Origin of the sequence: Rhodoluna limnophila (assembly GCF_005845365.1) — a bacterium.
GTDB lineage: Bacteria > Actinomycetota > Actinomycetes > Actinomycetales > Microbacteriaceae > Rhodoluna > Rhodoluna limnophila.
The window spans coordinates 1,184,661-1,202,756 of record NZ_CP040509.1; the positions used below are offsets into that span (position 1 = coordinate 1,184,661).

The following is an 18,096-nucleotide window of genomic DNA, read 5'->3' on the forward strand; positions in this document are numbered from 1 at the left end:
TACTTTTTGGTTAAACCTTTGGCTTAGAACTCAACCTTGGTCACGTTGGTGTCTAGCAAGATGCCAGGACCGAAAGTGGTTGAAACCGCAGCCTTGATTAGGTAGCGGCCCTTTGATGATGAAGGCTTCAAACGAAGAACTTCGTCAAGTGCTGCTGCTAGGTTCTCGCCTAGCTGCTCCTTGGTGAAAGATGCCTTACCAATTACGAAGTGAAGGTTTGCCTGCTTGTCAACGCGGAAGTCGATACGACCACCCTTGATGTCCTTAACAGCCTTTGCAACGTCTGGGGTTACGGTACCGGTCTTAGGGTTTGGCATTAGGTTACGAGGACCAAGCACCTTACCTAGGCGACCAACCTTACCCATTAGTTCTGGGGTTGATACTGCAGAGTCGAAGTCGGTCCAGCCTGCGGCTACCTTCTCGATTAGCTCGTCGCCACCAACCTCGTCAGCGCCAGCTGCAACTGCAGCGTCAGCTGCGGCACCAGTTGCAAACACGATAACGCGGGCGGTCTTACCAGTTCCGTGTGGAAGTGAAACAGTTCCACGGATCATCTGGTCGGCCTTGCGAGGGTCAACGCCAAGCTTCAATGCAACCTCAACGGTTGAATCAAACTTCTTTGAGCCAGTCTCTTTGATAAGAGTTACTGCCTCGGCTGGGGTGTAAAACTTGCCCTCTTCGATAAGAGCTGCTGCGGCTACATAAGCCTTTGAGCGCTTTGCCATGCTGTTGTTCCTTTTCTTTGGTCACAGTTGTGGTCAACGTATCGCGCGCGATACTCCCACGACTTCTTGGTTTTGCTCTAATGAGCGGTGCCCGGATGGGCGGGTGTTACTTAAGCTTCGGTGGTGATTCCCATTGAGCGGGCAGTACCAGCGATGATCTTTGCAGCTGCGTCAACATCGTTGGCGTTTAGGTCAGCCATCTTCTGCTCAGCAATCTTGTAAAGAGCGTCCTTTGACAGGGTTGCAACCTTCACGGTGTGAGGAGTTGCTGAACCCTTTGCTACGCCAGCTGCCTTCTTGATTAGCTCAGCTGCTGGTGGGGTCTTTAGAACGAAGGTGAATGAACGGTCTTCGTAAACGGTAATTTCAACCGGGATTACGTTGCCCTTCTGGTCTGCAGTTGCGTTGTTGTACTGGGTGCAGAATTCCATGATGTTCACACCGTGCTGGCCAAGTGCTGGACCAATCGGAGGAGCTGGGTTAGCAGCGCCCGCGTTGATCTGAAGCTTGATCATGCCGGTGATCTTTTTCTTCGGTGCCATTTTGATTTTCCTTTTGTATTGGTTTGGAAACTGTTTAAAACTTTTGTGGGCGGTTAGGCCAGTGGGCCAACCTGCTCGAAGCCAAGCTCAACTGGGGTCTCACGCTCGAAGAGTGAAACTAGAACGGTTAGCTTGCCGCTTTCAGGCTTGATCTCTGAGATGGTTCCAGGTAGACCTGCGAACGAGCCATCCTTGATCATGATGCTCTCGCCAACCTTGAAGTTGACGTTGATTGGAACAGCCTTTGCCTTGCCCTTGACTGCAACGCCACCCTTGGCAGCTGCCTTGGCTTCTGCTTCTTCAGGAAGAACGTAAAGGGTCTTCAACATGTTGAAGGCCTCATCTGGGCGAAGTGGGGTTGGGTTCTGTGAGTTGCCAACGAAGCCGGTAACAGCTGGAGTGTGGCGAACCAATGACCATGACTCTTCGTTCATTTCCATGCGGATAAGTACGTAGCCAGGGATGCGAACCTTGGTGACCAGCTTGCGCTGACCGTTCTTGATTTCGATCGAGTCTTCCATTGGAACTTCGATCTGGAAGATGTCGTCGCCGCCCTCAAGAGCAAGCTTGCGGTTCTCGATGTTCTGCTTAACGCGCTTTTCGTAACCTGCGTATGAGTGGATTACGTACCACTTGCCTGGCTGGCGGCGAAGCTCGGCACGGAACTCGGCGTAAGGGTCAACCGGTGAGCCTTCTTCTTCCATGTCTGAAATCTCAGCAGTCTCAGCCTGAACCTCGGCAATTGCCTCTTCGAGTTCTAGGTCTTGCTCTAGCTCTGCCGCAGCGTCTTGAGCCAAGTCGGCAAGGTCGGCATCTGCTTCAGCAATGATCTGCTCAGCAGCAACGTCCTGAACCTCGGCAATAGCCTCTAGTTCGGTGCGTTCTGAATCACTCAATGTGGTGTGTCCTTACTTACTTAAGCGGTTGGGGTGAAGACGAAGACAACACCCTGGTAGAAAAGCCAGTCGAACAGCGAAATGATTGCCATTACGACGACTACGAAAGCCAATACAACTGCGGTGTAGTTGCGAAGTTCAGCAAAGGTTGGCTTGGTGACCTTGTTTAGCTCACCAACGACCTGCTTGAAGAACAGAAGGGTGCGACCGAAGACGTTGCGCTTTGAGGCCTTATCAGCCTTCGCGCGCTCAACTAGGTCTTCTGAGACCTGTTCTAGCTCATCTGCCATGAGACATTCCTTCTTCTTGAAACCGAAGTTTCGATCAACTACTTCTAGCAGGGCGGACAGGACTCGAACCTGCAACCCTCGGTTTTGGAGACCGATGCTCTACCAATTGAGCCACCACCCTTTACGGGTTAGTTCTTGACTTCTAACCGAACTGTCAAAAAGCACACTTCTAGATTGGAATCTTAGAAATGATTAATTTGCCAGATTAGGCTTCAGAAGTTGTCAAACTACCTCTAAAGAGTTTAGACCTAGGCGCTACTTAATGCAAAGCCCGTTTTGCACCTTTAGTAGGCTTTACAGCGTGAATGACTTCCCAAGAATCTCAAAGCGCATCGGATCAATCGCTGAATCAGCGACTCTAAAAGTTGATGCAAAGGCCAAATCACTTCAGGCTGCCGGCCGCCCGGTAATCTCTTATGCTGCTGGTGAGCCAGACTTTGCCACCCCGGCGCACATCGTCGAGGCAGCTGCAATCGCGGTTCGTGACCCAAAGAATCACCGATACACCCCGGCGATTGGTTTGCCAGACCTGCGCGAGGCTATTGCCCAAAAAACCCGCACCGATTCGGGCACCGAGATCTCAGCCGCTCAGGTGGTTGTGACCAACGGTGGCAAGCAGGCTGTGTACCAGGCATTCGCAACCCTGCTTGATCCGGGCGACGAAGTCTTGATGCCAACCCCGTTCTGGACAACCTACCCTGAGGCCATTCGTTTGGCCGGCGGTGTTCCGGTTGAGGTATTTGCCGGTGCCGACCAAAACTACAAGGTCACCGTTGATCAGCTTGAGGCTGCTCGCACCCCGCGTTCAAAGGTCCTACTATTTGTTTCTCCGTCAAACCCAACCGGCTCGGTTTACACCCGCGAAGAGACCGAGGCAATTGGCCGCTGGGCATTCGAAAACGGCATGTGGGTTATCACCGACGAGATCTACCAGAACCTGACCTATGACGGCCTGAAGGCAGTGTCAATCACCGAAGCAGTGCCTGAGTTGATTGACCGCACCATCCTGGTTAACGGCGTAGCAAAAACCTACGCAATGACCGGATGGCGTTTGGGCTGGATGGCCGGCCCGCTGGACGCAATGAAGGCCGCCGGAAACCTGCAGTCACACCTGTCTTCGAACGTCTCAAACATTTCGCAGAAGGCAGCACTGGCTGCACTGACCGGGCCTCAGGATGAGGTCTTGGCAATGCGCGACGCTTTTGACCGCCGCCGCAAGGTTGCTGTGGCTGAACTAAACAAGATTGATGGCTGGAACGCCCCGACCCCTCAGGGTGCTTTCTACGTTTACTCAGATGTGACCGGCTTGCTTGGTCGCGAATGGGGCGGCAAGCAGATCAACACCTCACTTGAGCTCTGCGACTACATCCTTGATGCAGCCGAAGTGGCACTGGTTCCGGGTGAGGCCTTTGGTCCATCTGGTTACGTGCGCCTGAGCTACGCGCTGGGTGATGCCCCGCTACTTGAGGGTATCCAGCGCCTACAGAAGCTGTTCAGCTAAGCCTTAAATTAAAAAAGCCCTCCGGTTTCGGAGGGCTTTTTTATTTGCCGAATTAATCGAATAACCCGATCAAGTTTGGCTCAGGAACCAGGTTGATGCCGTACTTATTCGAGACCTGAGTCTGCACAAACTGCGCCAACTGAATGATCTCTGCGGCTGTTGCTCCCCCAGTGTTCACAATTCCGAGAGTGTGCTTCGAAGAAATCGCTGCCTTAGAGCCGGCAATTCTGAAACCCTTGCCGATGCCCGCGTTCTCAATCAACCAAGCAGCCGAAAGCTTTACTGTCAGACCGTCATCGTCTTCATTTTCATAGCGCGGAGCCGATTCTGGCAGGGTGCGAGCAAAAGAATCGCTGACCATTGGGTTGGTAAAAAATGAGCCACAACTGACTGAATCTGGGTCAGAATCACTGAGCACCATGCCCTTATTGGCTCGCAACTTGAGCACGCTGTTACGGACTTCCATTAGAGGAACCTGCTCACCCATTTGAGCACCAAGATCGGCGGCAATCTGGGTTGAATAGAGCGGGCGGCTGAGCCCACCCAAATCTTGTAATTCAAACTCAACCCAGGTAATTACACCCGGGCGGCCACGCTTGATTGCGCTGTCACGGTAACCAAACTGAAGGTCTTTGGCCTCCAAAATTGCCAATTCGTGGGTTTCGTAATCCAAGAATTCAAGGCGCACTAGGCAGTCGCTTAGCTCTTGACCATAGGCACCGATGTTCTGAACCGGAGCCGCGCCAACGGTCCCCGGAATACCACTCATCGCCTCAACGCCAGCCAGTCCCTGGGCAATAGTGTGAGCCACAAAGGCATCCCAGTTTTCACCGGCTTGAACCCGGATAACGACTCGGCCATCTTCGCGAGAGCGAACCGGCTCAATACCGAGATTGGCAACTTTGATAACCCGAAGCTCTGAGACGTCGTCGGCAACGACCATGTTTGAGCCGCCGCCAAGGATCAACCAGTCATCACCCGAACGCCAAACACCGAGGGTGTGCTCAATTAGGTCATCGCGGGTTTTTGCCTCGTAAATTTCAGCTGGAACCCCTCCGACTCGAATGGTGGTTAGCTCGCTAAGCGGCTGAGGTGCCATTAAATGCGCACCTGTGCCTGTGCTTTACCCAAAACCGTGGTCTCGTTGAAAACCGCGGTTAGGTCGATGCGCACCAAACGATTCTCTTCATCGATGGCGCCAATCTTGCCGGTAACAACCAGCACAGCACCGTCAACCGGGTCAACTACAACCGGCTTGGTGAAGCGCACCTGGTAGTCGGCAATACGGCCGGCATCGCCAACCCAATCAACCGCAACCTGAACGGCTGCACCCATGGTCAACATGCCGTGAGCCAGCACGCCAGGTAGGCCAACTGAAGCCGCAACGTCATCGCGGTAATGAATTGAGTTGAAGTCACCTGAGGCACCGGCGTAGCGGACCAAAGAATCACGGGTGAGCAAAAATTCGGTGGTGCCAATAACCTGGCCAACCTCTAGCGAGGCAATGTTTATGTGAGTCATTTACTCGTCTCCTCTAACCACAAGGGTCGAGATTGCGGTGCAAACCAACTCTTTATCTACGTCATAAATTTTGGTTTCAAAAGTCACCATTGAGTGCGCGCCGAGTGACTTTACGCTGGCTACCTCAAGCTGACTCACCAGCTCATCTCCGGCAACAATAGGCCGAGCGTGAATAAAGCGCTGGTCACCGTGAACCACACGACTGAAATCGATGTCAGCCTCAGGATCGGCAAGAACTGTTGCCAATGAGCGCTCTTGGATTACAACCGCGAAGGTTGGCGGAGCAATCACGTCGTTGTATCCGGCAGCTTGCGCAGCAAATACATCGAGGTTCATTGGGTTAGTTGACTTGACCGCGTGGGCGAATTCGCGGATTTTCTCGCGGCCAACCAAGTATGGATTGGTTGCCGGATACTTCTTGCCCTGCACATTTGGATTTACCACGGGTTAAGCGTATCTAGCGTTTGCCAAATTTGCTGGCGGCCAGAAGCGAGGGAAGACATAAAAAATCCTCCTGGGACTTTGAGTCTAGGAGGTGTAAAACTTTTGGTAGCTAGGGCGGGACTCGAACCCGCGACCCCACGATTATGAGTCGTGTGCTCTAACCACCTGAGCTACCCAGCCGGGTATTACCTTGCGGTAACTGGTTATTTTTTGTTTCGAGCCCCGAGCCAGGATTGAACTGGCGACCCCTTCCTTACCATGGAAGTGCTCTACCACTGAGCTATCGGGGCGCTGCACCATAGGCTTGCGCCAGGCACCAGAAGACTTTAGCACTAAATCGCGCTTGGAGGCAAACCAAACTTAATGCATCACTAAAGTTATTTTCATGACTAACGCGACCTTTCTAACCCAGAACAACGAGCAAGCCGAATGGTGGCGCTCAGCAGTGATTTACCAGATTTACCCACGCAGTTTTGCTGACGGAAACGGTGATGGCATTGGTGACCTTCCGGGCATCACCGAGAAGCTGGATTCACTGGCAACTTTGGGAATCGACGCAATCTGGTTTAGCCCGTTCTTCAAGAGCCCTCAAAAAGATGCCGGTTACGACATCAGTGACTACCGCCAGATTGACCCAATCTTCGGCACCAACGAGGATTTTGACGTTCTGTTGGCCAAGGCAAAATCTCTTGGCATTCGCATCATCGTTGACATCGTGCCAAACCACACCAGTGATCAGCACGCATGGTTTCAGGCAGCACTAGCCGCCGCCCCGGGTTCAGTCGAGCGCGGTTACTACCACTTCAAAGACGGCAAGGGCGCTAACGGCGAACTGCCTCCAAACAACTGGCAGTCAATCTTCGGCGGACCAGCATGGTCTCGAATCACTGAGGCAGATGGTTCTCTGGGCCAGTGGTACCTTCACCTATTCGATTCATCACAGCCAGATTTGAACTGGGAGAACCCAGCGATTGCCGATGAGTTTGACGAGATTTTGCGCTTCTGGCTCAAGAAGGGCGTAGACGGTTTCCGCGTTGACGTTGCTCACGGCATGGTCAAGCGTGCCGGTTTGCCAGACGCAACCATCTATGACGAAAACCTTCGTGAGCGCTCAATTTCTAACCTCACCATGGATGAAGCCGAGCTTGCTGTTCCGTATTGGGGCCAGCCGGGAGTTCACGATGCCATTCGTCGATTCCGTCGTGTAATCGATGAGTTTGACGACCGCGCGATGTGCGCCGAAGCATCAATGAGCCCACTACCGCGACTGGCCATGTGGGTCCGACCAGATGAGTACCACCAGTCATTCAACTTTGACTACATGCACAGCGCATACGAGCCAGAAGCAATCAAGAAGATTGTCACCGACTCAATCGTTGAGTACGGCAAGGTAGGCGCGTCAAGCACCTGGGTGCTTTCAAACCACGATGGCATCCGCCACGCAACCCGACTTGGTATTGCACCTGAAAACACCCCGCGCCCTGGTGACGGTATTCACCCAACTGACCCAATGCCAGATGAAGCCCTGGGTCTGCGTCGTGCACGTGCAGCAACCTCTTTCATGCTGGGTCTACCTGGTTCTTCATACCTTTACCAAGGAGAAGAACTTGGCCTGCCGGAAGCATGGCAACTAGAGGGTAAGTACCGCCAAGACCCTACCTATGCCCGCACCAACGGCGAGCGCATTGGCCGCGATGGCTGCCGCGTGCCGCTGCCTTGGGTTGCTGACGCCACCGCTTCAAACGGATTCAACACCACCGGAGAATCTTGGCTACCGCAGCCTGCAAACTACCGCGTGTTTGCTCGTAACCTGCAGGAGGGCGTAGCTGGATCAACGCTCGAACTTTACAAGCGCCTGCTAAAGGAACGCCGCCAGTTTGGTCTTGGCTCAGGCCAGTTCCGCTGGGCTGACGAGTATCAGGACAAAAATACCCTGGCCTACGTCAATAACGGAGTTTTGGTTGTGACCAACTTTGGCCCTGAGGCCGTTGTGGTTCCAGCCGGTGAAATTTTGGTTACCACTCAGCACGACCTCAGCATCGAGGGTGAACTTGAGCACGACCAGACCGTTTGGATCAAGCTCTAACATGACACTGGACACAACCGTAGGAGCCCGCCACCTTGCACGTTATGGGCAGGAGTGGTGGCGCTCGGCAGTGATTTATCAGGTTTACCCACGCTCTTTTGCTGATGCAAATGGTGACGGCATGGGTGATTTGCCGGGCATTACCTCTCGATTGGGGTCTTTGGCGGCACTTGGCATTGATGCTGTTTGGTTGTCTCCGTTTATGCGCTCGCCGCAAAAAGATGCGGGCTATGACGTAAGTGATTACTGCGATGTTGACCCGCTGTTCGGCACCCTGGCTGACTTTGATGACATGTTGACCCGGGCCCATGAGTTGGGTCTACGCGTTTTGGTTGATCTAGTGCCCAATCACACCAGTGACCAGCACCGATGGTTCCAGGCCGCCTTGGCTAGCGAAGAAGGGTCTCCGGAGCGCGCCTTCTACCACTTCAAAGATGGTCGTGGGGCTTCGGGAGACCTTCCGCCGAACAACTGGGTATCGATGTTCGGAGGCCCAGCTTGGACACGAACCACCAACCCGGACGGCACCCCAGGCCAGTGGTACTGCCACCTATTTGACTCATCGCAGCCAGACCTAAATTGGGAAAACCCAAAGGTAGAGGAAGCGTTCGAAGCAATTTTGCGCTTTTGGCTTGACCGCGGCGTGGACGGATTTAGAGTCGACCAACCGCACGCTATGGGCAAAGCAGAAGGATTGCCAGACCACCCCGACGTGGAGCGAGCCGGTGCCGGATTTATCGAGGGCGAAGCATCTCCGCCGATGTGGTTTCAGGACTCGGTGCACCCAATCTTTAGAAAATGGCGCAAAATTCTTGACAGCTACCCTGGCGAGCGCGCCATGTGCGGCGAGGCATACGTGTTACCGCTTTCATTTATGGCGCTGTGGGTGCGCCCAGATGAATTCCACCAGACTTTCAACTTCAGGTTTCTGGACAGCGAGTGGAAGCCAGAGATTCTTTTCAACTCGATCAATGAGTCTTTTGAGGCCTTCGATGGCGTTGGCGCCCCGAGCACCTGGGTGCTGTCAAACCACGACATCATTCGCCACGCAACCCGAATGGGTGGCGTCCAGGGCCGCCCAACCGCATCAGATGGCATCGGGCCAAACGATCCTCAGCCAGACCGCGAACTAGGCTTGCGCCGAGCCAGAGCCGCAACCCTGTTTGTACTTGGCCTACCTGGGTCGACCTACCTTTACCAAGGTGAAGAACTTGGGCTGCCGGAGCACACCACACTGGCTGACGAGTTTAGACAAGACCCAACTTTCTACCGCACCTCGGGCAAGCGAGTTGGTCGTGATGGCTGCCGAGTGCCACTCCCATGGGAGTCAGGTTTGGGTGCGGCCAATGGCTTCAACCGCACTGGCCAGGCTTGGTTGCCTCAACCAGAAATTTACGCCGAGTACGCACGCGACCGTCAGGAGGGCGTGGCTGGTTCAACTCTCGAGCTCTACAAGCACGGGTTGGCTACGCGCCGCCGACTTGGGCTTGGTGAGGGATCCTTTGATTGGGCGCCCGAGTTTGTTAGCGAGAATTCCCTCGGCTACCGCAACGGTGACATCCTGGTGGTGCACAACTTTGGCCACGAACCAATTGCCTTGCCAGCCGGAGAGATTAGCGCGTCTAGCCTGCATGGCATGACAAGCGGCCACGACCTAGTTGCCGATCAAACCGTTTGGCTGCGGATTAGCTAGCCACCGAGTTTGGTTCTTGAAACCACTGCGGCGGCGACTAATCCGAAGGCTGCCGAAATGAGCAGCGGGGTGGTGCCTAACCCATCTCCAAGGTTCCACGCCAAACCGGCCCAGATTCCGGCAACCAGCAACCCCAGGCCACTCAGACCCTGAAGCCTAGATTGCACCAGAAGCTGCTGATTATCGCGGGCGATGCGAGACACCCAAGACTTGCCGACCACATCGTTGGCGGCAGCAAAGCCACCGTAAACAATTACCAGCAGGGCTGAAAAGGTTTTGTCGCTGGTGAGCGCAAAGCCTCCGTACGCAATTGAGAAGCAAACCAGACCGAGGGCGTAAACGTGTTGTGGTTTCATGCGGTCTGCCAGTAACCCAAACGGAAAACTCATTGAGGCATAGGCAATGTTGAACAGCAGGTAAAGGCCCACGACCTCGGTGACTTCAAAACCCTCTTGGCTCAGGTGAAGCAAAATCAGGGCATCCGGAAAGTTAGCCAGTGAAAAGATTGCCAGCATCCAAATCAAGAGTTTTAGTTTGGGCGCGAGTGTCCCTTGAGCACCGGTGGAGGATTTCGAGGCAGCCGCGGGCGCAGCAATTTTGCGAGGCTTGCGCGGCCTGGGTTGGCGGCGGTTTTCAAAATCGTTGTCTTTGATGAAAAAGACAGCAGCGGTTGACAGCACAGCCGGAATAACCGCTATCCACAGAACACTTCTAAGGTCCCCATCAAACAGAGATAGCAACGCGAGGGCCAGGGCTGGGCCGATTACGGCACCTAAAGTGTCACTGGTCCGGTGAAAGCCAATCACTTTGCCGCGGTCCCGCGAATCAACTCCTTGCACCAGAATTGCATCTCGGGCAGCAGACCGCAGACCCTTGCCAAGGCGGTCAACCACACGACCAATCATGACCACGGGCCAAGCGCCAGCCAAGGCAATGATGAACTTTCCGAGCGCTGCGCCGCCATAACCAACCGCCACCATTACTTTGCGGGGCACCCAGCGGTTTATCCATGCCGAGGCCAGTTTGGTAAGTGACATAGCGCCCTCGGCAGCACCCTCAATGGCCCCGACAATTGCAGCCGGTGCACCAAGCACCGAGTTCAAAAATATCGGCATCAAGGGGTAAAGCATTTCGCTGGCAGCATCTTGCAGCAGAGACACCCACGAGATGGCAAACAGGTTGCGACTTAGCCAAGCCGGGCGGCGTGAGCCAGTCCGCGCTGCCTCACTCCCCCGCTTGGCCATTTATCGACCGCTAGTCTTGGTACTTCTTTGATGGCCAGAAGAAAGTCTTCTTGGTCATAAAAGCCAGCGCCGGCACAATTACGGTACGTACCAACAAGGTGTCCAAAAGCACACCGATGCAAACAATCACACCGATTTGAGCCAGCGCCACGAGTGGCAACACACCGAGTACGGCAAATACCGCTGCGAGCAAGATACCCGCGCTGGTGATTACCCCACCGGTTGAGCTCAGCGCCTTGATCATGCCCTGCTTGGTTCCCAAGAGTTCGGCTTCTTCTTTTGCGCGAGTTACCAAGAAGATGTTGTAGTCAACACCGAGGGCGACCAAGAACAAAAAGCTGTATAGGAATACGCTTAGGTCAAGAGCCGGGAATCCGAATACATTTACGAACAAGAACCAGCCGGCGCCCATCGATGCAAAGAAAGATGCAACGACTGTAACCAACAGCAGAACAGGTGCCACGATGGCCCGGAGCAAAAGAACTAGCACCAAGAAGACCAGCAGCAAGATCAGCGGAATCACAATTAGCTGGTCGTGAGCGTAAGCCTCTTTGACCTCAAGGGCTTGCGCATCTTGGCCACCCACGGCGGCGTCGGCACCATCAACGTTGCCCACAACTTCGCGAAGAGCAATGATTGAAGCATTTGCCTCTTCAGATTGTGCTGCTCCGTCGAGAATTACGTCAATGCGCGCAATTGAGTCGTTTGACGCCGTGACTTCTGCCGAAGCAACGCCATCAACGGTCAGTGCCGCTGCAACAACATTGTCGGCTTTGTCGAGATTACTGACCACGATGGTTGGCGAGGTTGAACCTGCCGGGAACGCCTCGGCCAAAACCTCAGAACCCACCACAGCTTCAGGGGTCTTCAAGAAGCGGTCTGAGCTAGAAAGACCAACCTGAATTCCGCCAGCGCCGGCGGCAAGTGCTCCAAGAATCAAAACACCGATTACAGAAACTGCCACCGGCTTCTTGCTAACACCGCGACCCAACTTGGCCCACAGACCTGAGTCACTCTTGTTGACGCCACCGAACTTTGGAACGAATGGCCAAAACAAACCGCGCCCAAAGACAACCAGTGCCGCTGGCAAGACAGCCAAAGCAGAAATCATGGCAATGACAACACCGGTGGCACAGACAATTCCGAGTGCGCGGTTACCGGCTAGGTCGGCAAAGCTGAGGGTAAGGAGTGCGAGGGTTACTGTTCCACCCGATGCAATGATCGCTGGGCCAGCGCCGCGCAGGGCCTTGGCCATGGCCTCGTGACGGTCTTCGATGCCGAGCAGTTCTTCTCTATAGCGAGCAATCAGTAGCAGCGCGTAGTTTGTACCCGCACCAAAAACCAGAACAGAAAGAATGCCGGTTACCGATGCATCAGGGGTAATGCCAAACAGGTTGGCAACCTGACGAGCCAACTGGCCCGCCATTCCATCAGCGGTGCCCACTACCAAAAGCGGAATCAACCAAAGCACTGGGCTGCGGTAGGTGATGAGCAGCAAGACGGCCACGACCACAACGGTTGATAGCAATAGCGTAAAGTCAGCGCCGGCAAATACTCCGGCGATGTCCGCCTGGAAACCCTCAGGCCCAGTTACATAAACATCGATTCCCGCCGGAGCACCGTCATCGGCAATCTCACGTAGTTCAGCAACTCGGTCGGTGATGACCTCAGTCTCGTCTGACTTTTCGAGCGGAACCGTGACAACAGCAACTTTGCCATCATCGGAAATCTGAGCCGGTGGCACAAATGCCGAACCGTTCAGCTCAGCGTTGGTGAACTCCAAAAACTTTTCGTTCACACCACCGGTCGGCATCCCCGCCATCGGGTCAAAAGTGCCTTGCAACCAGGTAATGGCTTCTTCTGAAAACTCTGAATCAGAGGCATAGACAATTACGGCAGCGGTTGAATCTGAACCAGGCAGTTCAGCCAGCTTTTCATCAACAATTACAGATTCTGCAGTTGCCGGCAAACCAACACCCGGGTTGGTTTCAGTGGAAGCAGCTTTGAGCGGACCAAAGGCTAGGCCAGCAAAAATAAGACCAAGCAGCAGGGTTACCCAAGCTGTTTTTCGGCCGGTGATGAAACTGATTAAACCGTTCATTGTTGGTTCCCCTTCAAGTTATTTAGTTCTGGCTGGCGCCGATTTATAGATTTATTCGGCTAATCCAAGCTGTTCTGCGAGCTCAAGAATTCGATCAATGATGTCGTCACGAATAAGCCGTGCACGCTCATCTCCCTTGATTCCCTGTTCTGCAGGCTCAACAATTGGCCAAACCTCAACATTCCCCTTCATCGTTGGGGTAGGTGCAACCTTGGCCTCGGTTCCCAGAACAATAACTCGGTCAACCGACTCAAATAGGTGAGGGTCAATAGTTTTTGGGTGCTCGTCTGCGGTAGAAATGCCGATCTCTGAGAGCATGGCAACGGCATCAGCAGCCAACTGCTCACCAGGTGCGGTGCCGGCAGAATAAACGTCAACATCATCACCACCGATGTGCCGCATTAGGGCTGCTGCGGTTTGAGACTTGCCTGCATTGTGTACGCAAACAAACATTACTGATGGTTTCAAATTTGACACTTTGTCTCTTCTCATCGGGCAGAACTTCCGGCCACGTTTTCAGACTAGTCCTTGGCTCTAAAACTGAAAAACCCACCATCGCTGGTGGGCTCTTCAAAACTACTTAGCTGACTAAAACTTCTGGTCGATCTCTGCAATTAGCTCTTCGATGTGCGCACGGATCTTGTCGCGAATCGGGCGAACCGCCTCAACTCCCTGACCCGCTGGGTCATCTAGCACCCAGTCAAGGTAGGTCTTCCCTGGGAAGAACGGGCAGGTGTCTCCACAGCCCATGGTGATTACGTAGTCCGATGCCTTGACGGCTTCGTCGCTCAAGACCTTTGGGGTGTTGGCGCTGATGTCAATGCCCTCTTCAAGCATCGCTGCAACAGCTGATGGGTTTACCTCGTTCTTTGGCGCAGTACCTGCAGAACGAACCTCGACTCGGTCACCGGCAAGTGCCTGTAGGTAACCTGCGGCCATCTGTGAACGACCTGCGTTGTGAACGCATACAAACAAGACGGATGCTTTTTTATCTGACAACTCGAACTCTTTTCTCTTTATCGCAGTTCAAGTTTTGCACCTTTAGGTCTGCGACAAGTCAATGTTTGCCAGTTGTTCACCCGGCGATTTAGTGGGTCGGAATCCGGTCGCGATCGTTGGTGACAGACGTGTGCCCATGGGGAACTGGTCGACCAAACTCATCAAGCCCAACAAAAACAATGTGATCCACCGTAAGAATGTTTTTCTGAGTGATCATGTTGCGAACCTCGGCCCGCATGGTTATTGAAGTGTTGCCAAATTTGTTGGCTACCAGACCCATTTCGATTAGGTCACCCTCGATGGCCGAGGCAACAAAATTGATCTCAGAGATGATTTTGGTAACTACTCTGCGATTACCAAGTTGCAAGATTGCGTAAATCGTGGCCTCTTCATCAATCCACTTCAGCAAACTACCGCCAAATAGGGTGCCGTTTGCATTTAGGTCTTCGGGCCTAACCCATTTGCGGGTGGTGAATTCAATCTGTGACATCTGCGCCGCTCTCTAGTCATCGTTGACTAGGTGTTTGTCTTAACAAACATTTCACCACAGATTCAAAACGAGCGCCACCGCCGCAGTCAAAACAATCACGATTGTCAGCCTTGTGCTGCTTGCCGAAACCGATTTAACTTTTTGCTCAAGTACAGGATTCCTGGTCACCAGATCACCGTTTTCAACGCGTGAAATCAGTGCGTCGAGGCGCTGTGGCAGGCTGGCTAGGGTGGTTAGCGTTGATAGCAGCTGGCGGCCGGCGGCCCCAAACGTGCGACTGGCGCCACCGTTGAGCAAAGTTCTAGCGAACGGGTCAACGGCATCCCACATGTTGAAGTCGCGGTTGAGAGCACTTGTGACGCCAGAAATCAAAGATATGCTGCGGAAAAGCAATAAAAAGTTCTCGGGCATTTGAAACGGCAATGTGCGCAGAATCTCATTGAACTTGATTGCAAAATCTCTAAGCTCACGAGGGTCGGTCTTGGTGAGGTCAGCAACTCCAAGCCCGGCGAATCGGTCGAACAGGGCTGATACAGCGCGCTCAAGTTGAACAGTGTCGGCGGTTGGCAGCAACACTCCAAGGCGCTGAATGGCCATGACGTAGCCTCGGGCATCTCTGGCAACTAGCGCAAACAGGAGCGTTTGAAGGTCCTGCTTGAGAACCTCGCTGACTTCACCCATCATTCCAAAATCGATGAAGGTTAGCGTGAAGGGAACCGATGAGCCGGACCCCTGGGGAGTCACGAAGATGTTCCCCGGGTGTGGGTCGGCATGAAAAAAGCCGGTAACGAACATCTGCTGAAACGTAACTCTCGCTAGTTCAGCAGCAACCTTATTTGAGTCAATCCCGGCGGATTCAAGGGCACTAACGTCAGAAATCTTAATTGCCGCGACATTACTCAGGGTCAGAACTTTTCGCGCCGATCGCTCCCAAATCACGGTCGGCGTTGCTACCCAAGGGTCACCGGAAAAGTCAGCCGCAAAGCGCTCAAGGTGCTGCGCTTCAACTCGATAGTCGATCTCTTGCAGGCAGGTGAAGGCAAACTCTTCAACCAGGGCTGGGGCATCGGCACGCCGATTAACCAACCGAATTCGAGATAACCACGAGCCAACTTTTCTGATGGCTTTGAGGTCCACAGCGACAACATCATCGATACCCGGTCGCAGCACCTTAACGATGACTTCGGCGAAACCAAGATCTCCGGCCAGACCTGCTGAGAGCCTGGCACGATATGCCTGACCGAGTGAGGCTGCAGCGATAGGTTCATTCGCAAATTCTTCGAACGCCACAGTTAGCGGCAGGCCAAGTTGCTCCTCAATCTGCGCGACCACCGACTCAAAAGGTTCGGGGGCAACTTCATCTTGCAAACCCTCAAGCTCGCGAGTGATTTCTACCGGTAAAACATCGATGCGCGCGGAAAGAAACTGGCCTGCCTTGATAACAAGGCCACCGAGGTCGGCAGCCAAAACCCTAAATTTGCGGGCCAGCTTCTGCAGCCTTCGAGTGCGGCTCTTAGCAACCCGCTTCTTGAGGCCAAATTTTGGCAGGACTAACTCAAACCACCAAGTTTGCGCGAGCGCAATGGCTGCGAACGTGAGAATTCTTCGGTAACGCCGTTTTAGAGAGTGTGAAGTCTGGGCGGTTACCAAAGCGGAATCAGAGGGCATCTTTTTTAGTCTTCAGCCAAAATCTTGTAGAGCTTTCGGGTTACCTCATCGATCAGCTGAGTTGCCCGCAGCTTTTGATCGCGGTCACCACTTTGAGTGATTCCCGAAACCGCGTTAGCTAACTTGGCCGAAGCTGCGAGGACGTTGCTGCTGCAGTCCGAAGCGCCTTTGCGATTTTGGTCGGCAACGGCATCTTCACCTTCGGAAGAATCAGCTGACTCTTCGAGAGTAGCTAGACGATCAGAGCCAGCTTCGGTGAGCCTGTAAATCTTGCGATCCTCAACTAGTTGCGACTCAACCAAAGAACTCTCAATTAGTGAGTCGAGCTCCAAAGAAACTGCGCCGTCTGAAGGCTTCAAAGCCATGCCACTGGCTACACCGATTGCTCGCACAATCTGGGCTAAGTTTTTGTCACCTGAGGCAAGGGCCGCAAGGATGGAGTTTTGCAGGGCCTCAGGGGCAACTTTGACGACTGTGTCTTTTGCGCCAAATCCGGTGCTGTTGTTCGAAATTAACTGCTTGACCGAATCAAAAATGTCGCGAAGTTCAGAGGGTAGCTGAGGGTTTTGCACTTTTCCGCCTATCCATCAAAAGCACGCAAATTCTTGCGCACTATCCTCAAGCAAAAGGCAGCGACAATTCATCCCAGTAATTTACTGGAAGAGTGCAAGTAACTCGGCAACGTTGGCCTTCTCATTGAGTGGGTGCCGCATAGGAATCTGGCCATTCACCAGGTAGGTGTTATTTCTACCCACCTTTTCCTTAACAACGTAGCCAGCAGCCACCAAGTCGTTCAAAATTCCAGCGGTGGCTCTCGAGGTTATACCAACCTTGGCAGCGATTTGATCAATGGTTAGGTCCGGTGTTTGCACAAGCGCCACGAGAACGTGCCCATGGTGGGTGAGAAAGGTCCAATTAGCCATAGTTCTATTGTCTATCGAGATTCCTTCTCAACTTCAATTTGCTTTGAACGGGTTGCCCGGAAACTTGCCGCAATTGCAATGAACAAGATAAGAACTATTACGCCCAGCGAAATCGGTGTTGGAATCTTTACGAAGTCATGTAGAGCCATTTTGATACCCACCCAAATGAGCACAAACGCCAAGCCGACTTTGAGGTAAATGAACCTGTGCATGGAGTCTGCCAGCAGAAAGTACATGGCTCGGAGCCCAAGAATCGCGAACGCATTTGCCGTGAACACTAGGAACGGTTCGGAAGTAACAGCAAAAATTGCCGGAATTGAGTCGACGGCAAAGACTATGTCGGTGAACTCGACCAGGACCAAGACCATAAGTAGCGGGGTGGCTACGAGTTTCCCATTGACTCGGATGGCCAACTTTTGACCGTGGTATTCGGTGGTCGAAGGCACAACCCTTGAGAACCAAAGGTAAAAGGCGGACTTAGAAGGATCTTCATGTTCTCCGCGTTTTCTGAGCATCTGGATTCCGGTGAACACCAAGAAGGCAGCAAACAGATAAAGCACCCAAGCAAAACTCTCGAGTATCGCGGCACCGGCTGCAATAAACAGCCCGCGGAAGACAAGTGCACCAAGGACTCCGAGAAATAGAACGCGGTGCTGGTATTTTTTTGGGATCGCAAAGCTGGCGAAAATAATTGCCCAGATAAATACGTTGTCGACGGCCAGCGACTTTTCAATCAGAAGTCCCGCAAAGTATTGCTGGCCATACTCGGCCCCGAAGCCAACCCAGATTGCCACACCAAAAAGCACTCCGATAATGACCCAGAACAGCGACCAGAGACCTGCCTCTTTTACTTTTATTTCATGAGCGTGGCGGTGTGCGAATAGGTCTACCAACAGCATGGCAATGATAAGCCCAACAACCGAAAGCCACATCCATAGTTCGACGTTCATGGCCGCCCCGTCCTTAAGTTGAA

The 18,096-nt window shown here is 53.3% G+C and carries 19 protein-coding genes and 3 tRNA genes; 3 read left to right on the forward strand and 19 right to left on the reverse strand.

Annotated features, from left to right (window positions below; all coding sequences use genetic code 11):
* Positions 1–23: 23 nt before the first annotated feature.
* The 5 genes from rplA to FFA38_RS05755 form a co-directional block, all read right to left on the reverse strand.
* Positions 24–725, reverse strand: coding sequence for a 50S ribosomal protein L1 (rplA, locus tag FFA38_RS05735; protein ID WP_138275811.1), 702 nt, complete (start codon positions 723–725; stop codon positions 24–26).
* A gap of 110 nt (positions 726–835) precedes the next feature.
* Positions 836–1,267 carry a 50S ribosomal protein L11 gene (gene rplK, locus FFA38_RS05740; RefSeq protein WP_138275812.1) on the reverse strand — a complete coding sequence of 144 codons (432 nt, stop codon included), beginning with the start codon at positions 1,265–1,267 and terminating at the stop codon, positions 836–838.
* A 53-nt stretch (positions 1,268–1,320) separates the two neighbouring features.
* Positions 1,321–2,163: a transcription termination/antitermination protein NusG gene (gene nusG, locus FFA38_RS05745; RefSeq protein WP_138315830.1), complete on the reverse strand. Its 843-nt coding sequence runs from the start codon at positions 2,161–2,163 to the stop codon at positions 1,321–1,323.
* 20 nt (positions 2,164–2,183) lie between these two features.
* Positions 2,184–2,453 (reverse strand): preprotein translocase subunit SecE, encoded by a 270-nt coding sequence (secE, locus tag FFA38_RS05750; RefSeq protein WP_138275814.1) that lies wholly within the window; start codon positions 2,451–2,453, stop codon positions 2,184–2,186.
* Between the two features lie 48 nt (positions 2,454–2,501).
* Positions 2,502–2,574, reverse strand: a tRNA-Trp gene (locus FFA38_RS05755).
* 180 nt (positions 2,575–2,754) lie between these two features.
* Between FFA38_RS05755 and FFA38_RS05760 the strand changes: the two genes are divergently transcribed.
* On the forward strand, positions 2,755–3,954 hold the full coding sequence (locus FFA38_RS05760) for a pyridoxal phosphate-dependent aminotransferase (protein WP_419247541.1): 1,200 nt from the start codon (positions 2,755–2,757) through the stop codon (positions 3,952–3,954).
* Positions 3,955–4,006: 52 nt separating this feature from the next.
* On the opposite strand, the gene FFA38_RS05765 is transcribed toward FFA38_RS05760, so the two are convergent.
* The 5 genes from FFA38_RS05765 to FFA38_RS05785 all read right to left on the reverse strand — a co-directional run bounded on the left by FFA38_RS05765 (position 4,007) and on the right by FFA38_RS05785 (position 6,209).
* Positions 4,007–5,053 carry a UDP-N-acetylmuramate dehydrogenase gene (locus FFA38_RS05765; RefSeq protein ID WP_138275816.1) on the reverse strand — a complete coding sequence of 349 codons (1,047 nt, stop codon included), beginning with the start codon at positions 5,051–5,053 and terminating at the stop codon, positions 4,007–4,009.
* The gene (locus FFA38_RS05770) at positions 5,053–5,475 is read right to left on the reverse strand and encodes a MaoC family dehydratase (RefSeq protein WP_138315831.1); all 423 of its coding nucleotides are present in this window, start codon (positions 5,473–5,475) and stop codon (positions 5,053–5,055) included. Before FFA38_RS05770 ends, FFA38_RS05765 begins: the two co-directional genes overlap by 1 nt.
* Positions 5,476–5,919 carry an FAS1-like dehydratase domain-containing protein gene (locus FFA38_RS05775; RefSeq protein WP_138315832.1) on the reverse strand — a complete coding sequence of 148 codons (444 nt, stop codon included), beginning with the start codon at positions 5,917–5,919 and terminating at the stop codon, positions 5,476–5,478. It abuts the gene before it with no gap.
* Positions 5,920–6,022: 103 nt separating this feature from the next.
* Positions 6,023–6,099: transfer RNA gene (locus tag FFA38_RS05780), tRNA-Met, on the reverse strand.
* A 38-nt stretch (positions 6,100–6,137) separates the two neighbouring features.
* Positions 6,138–6,209, reverse strand: a tRNA-Thr gene (locus tag FFA38_RS05785).
* Positions 6,210–6,304: 95 nt separating this feature from the next.
* On the opposite strand from FFA38_RS05785, the gene FFA38_RS05790 reads away from it, so the two are divergent.
* Entirely contained in the window at positions 6,305–8,005 is a 1,701-nt protein-coding gene (locus FFA38_RS05790; RefSeq protein WP_138315833.1) for a glycoside hydrolase family 13 protein, read from the forward strand.
* 1 nt (position 8,006) lies between these two features.
* The gene (locus tag FFA38_RS05795) at positions 8,007–9,698 is read left to right on the forward strand and encodes a glycoside hydrolase family 13 protein (RefSeq protein WP_138315834.1); all 1,692 of its coding nucleotides are present in this window, start codon (positions 8,007–8,009) and stop codon (positions 9,696–9,698) included.
* On the opposite strand, the gene FFA38_RS05800 is transcribed toward FFA38_RS05795, so the two are convergent.
* From FFA38_RS05800 to FFA38_RS05840, 9 genes are all read right to left on the reverse strand, one after another.
* On the reverse strand, positions 9,695–10,942 hold the full coding sequence (locus tag FFA38_RS05800; protein ID WP_138315835.1) for an MFS transporter: 1,248 nt from the start codon (positions 10,940–10,942) through the stop codon (positions 9,695–9,697). The two genes, FFA38_RS05795 and FFA38_RS05800, sit on opposite strands and share 4 nt — an antisense overlap.
* A 10-nt stretch (positions 10,943–10,952) precedes the next feature.
* Entirely contained in the window at positions 10,953–13,043 is a 2,091-nt protein-coding gene (locus FFA38_RS05805; protein WP_138315836.1) for an MMPL family transporter, read from the reverse strand.
* 51 nt (positions 13,044–13,094) lie between these two features.
* Positions 13,095–13,520: an arsenate-mycothiol transferase ArsC gene (locus FFA38_RS05810; protein WP_253786147.1), complete on the reverse strand. Its 426-nt coding sequence runs from the start codon at positions 13,518–13,520 to the stop codon at positions 13,095–13,097.
* 111 nt (positions 13,521–13,631) lie between these two features.
* Entirely contained in the window at positions 13,632–14,042 is a 411-nt protein-coding gene (locus FFA38_RS05815) for an arsenate reductase ArsC (protein WP_138275823.1), read from the reverse strand.
* An 88-nt stretch (positions 14,043–14,130) separates the two neighbouring features.
* Positions 14,131–14,532 (reverse strand): acyl-CoA thioesterase, encoded by a 402-nt coding sequence (locus FFA38_RS05820; RefSeq protein ID WP_138315838.1) that lies wholly within the window; start codon positions 14,530–14,532, stop codon positions 14,131–14,133.
* A 51-nt stretch (positions 14,533–14,583) separates the two neighbouring features.
* Entirely contained in the window at positions 14,584–16,200 is a 1,617-nt protein-coding gene (locus tag FFA38_RS05825) for an ABC1 kinase family protein (RefSeq protein ID WP_138315839.1), read from the reverse strand.
* Between the two features lie 5 nt (positions 16,201–16,205).
* The gene (locus FFA38_RS05830) at positions 16,206–16,772 is read right to left on the reverse strand and encodes a PadR family transcriptional regulator (protein WP_172956021.1); all 567 of its coding nucleotides are present in this window, start codon (positions 16,770–16,772) and stop codon (positions 16,206–16,208) included.
* 81 nt (positions 16,773–16,853) lie between these two features.
* Entirely contained in the window at positions 16,854–17,123 is a 270-nt protein-coding gene (locus tag FFA38_RS05835) for a helix-turn-helix transcriptional regulator (protein WP_138275828.1), read from the reverse strand.
* Between the two features lie 11 nt (positions 17,124–17,134).
* A complete protein-coding gene (locus FFA38_RS05840) occupies positions 17,135–18,073 on the reverse strand; it encodes a TerC family protein (RefSeq protein ID WP_138315841.1) in 939 nt (312 codons plus the stop codon).
* Positions 18,074–18,096: the final 23 nt, after the last annotated feature.

Coding starts and splice junctions, on each gene's coding strand:
- rplA (WP_138275811.1), bottom strand. CDS start 725: ATGGCAAAGCGCTCAAAGGCTTATGTAGCCGCAGCAGCTCTTATCGAA.
- rplK (WP_138275812.1), bottom strand. CDS start 1,267: ATGGCACCGAAGAAAAAGATCACCGGCATGATCAAGCTTCAGATCAAC.
- secE (WP_138275814.1), bottom strand. CDS start 2,453: ATGGCAGATGAGCTAGAACAGGTCTCAGAAGACCTAGTTGAGCGCGCG.
- FFA38_RS05765 (WP_138275816.1), bottom strand. CDS start 5,053: ATGGCACCTCAGCCGCTTAGCGAGCTAACCACCATTCGAGTCGGAGGG.
- FFA38_RS05770 (WP_138315831.1), bottom strand. CDS start 5,475: ATGACTCACATAAACATTGCCTCGCTAGAGGTTGGCCAGGTTATTGGC.
- FFA38_RS05790 (WP_138315833.1), top strand. CDS start 6,305: ATGACTAACGCGACCTTTCTAACCCAGAACAACGAGCAAGCCGAATGG.
- FFA38_RS05795 (WP_138315834.1), top strand. CDS start 8,007: ATGACACTGGACACAACCGTAGGAGCCCGCCACCTTGCACGTTATGGG.
- FFA38_RS05800 (WP_138315835.1), bottom strand. CDS start 10,942: ATGGCCAAGCGGGGGAGTGAGGCAGCGCGGACTGGCTCACGCCGCCCG.
- FFA38_RS05805 (WP_138315836.1), bottom strand. CDS start 13,043: ATGAACGGTTTAATCAGTTTCATCACCGGCCGAAAAACAGCTTGGGTA.
- FFA38_RS05820 (WP_138315838.1), bottom strand. CDS start 14,532: ATGTCACAGATTGAATTCACCACCCGCAAATGGGTTAGGCCCGAAGAC.
- FFA38_RS05825 (WP_138315839.1), bottom strand. CDS start 16,200: ATGCCCTCTGATTCCGCTTTGGTAACCGCCCAGACTTCACACTCTCTA.
- FFA38_RS05835 (WP_138275828.1), bottom strand. CDS start 17,123: ATGGCTAATTGGACCTTTCTCACCCACCATGGGCACGTTCTCGTGGCG.
- FFA38_RS05840 (WP_138315841.1), bottom strand. CDS start 18,073: ATGAACGTCGAACTATGGATGTGGCTTTCGGTTGTTGGGCTTATCATT.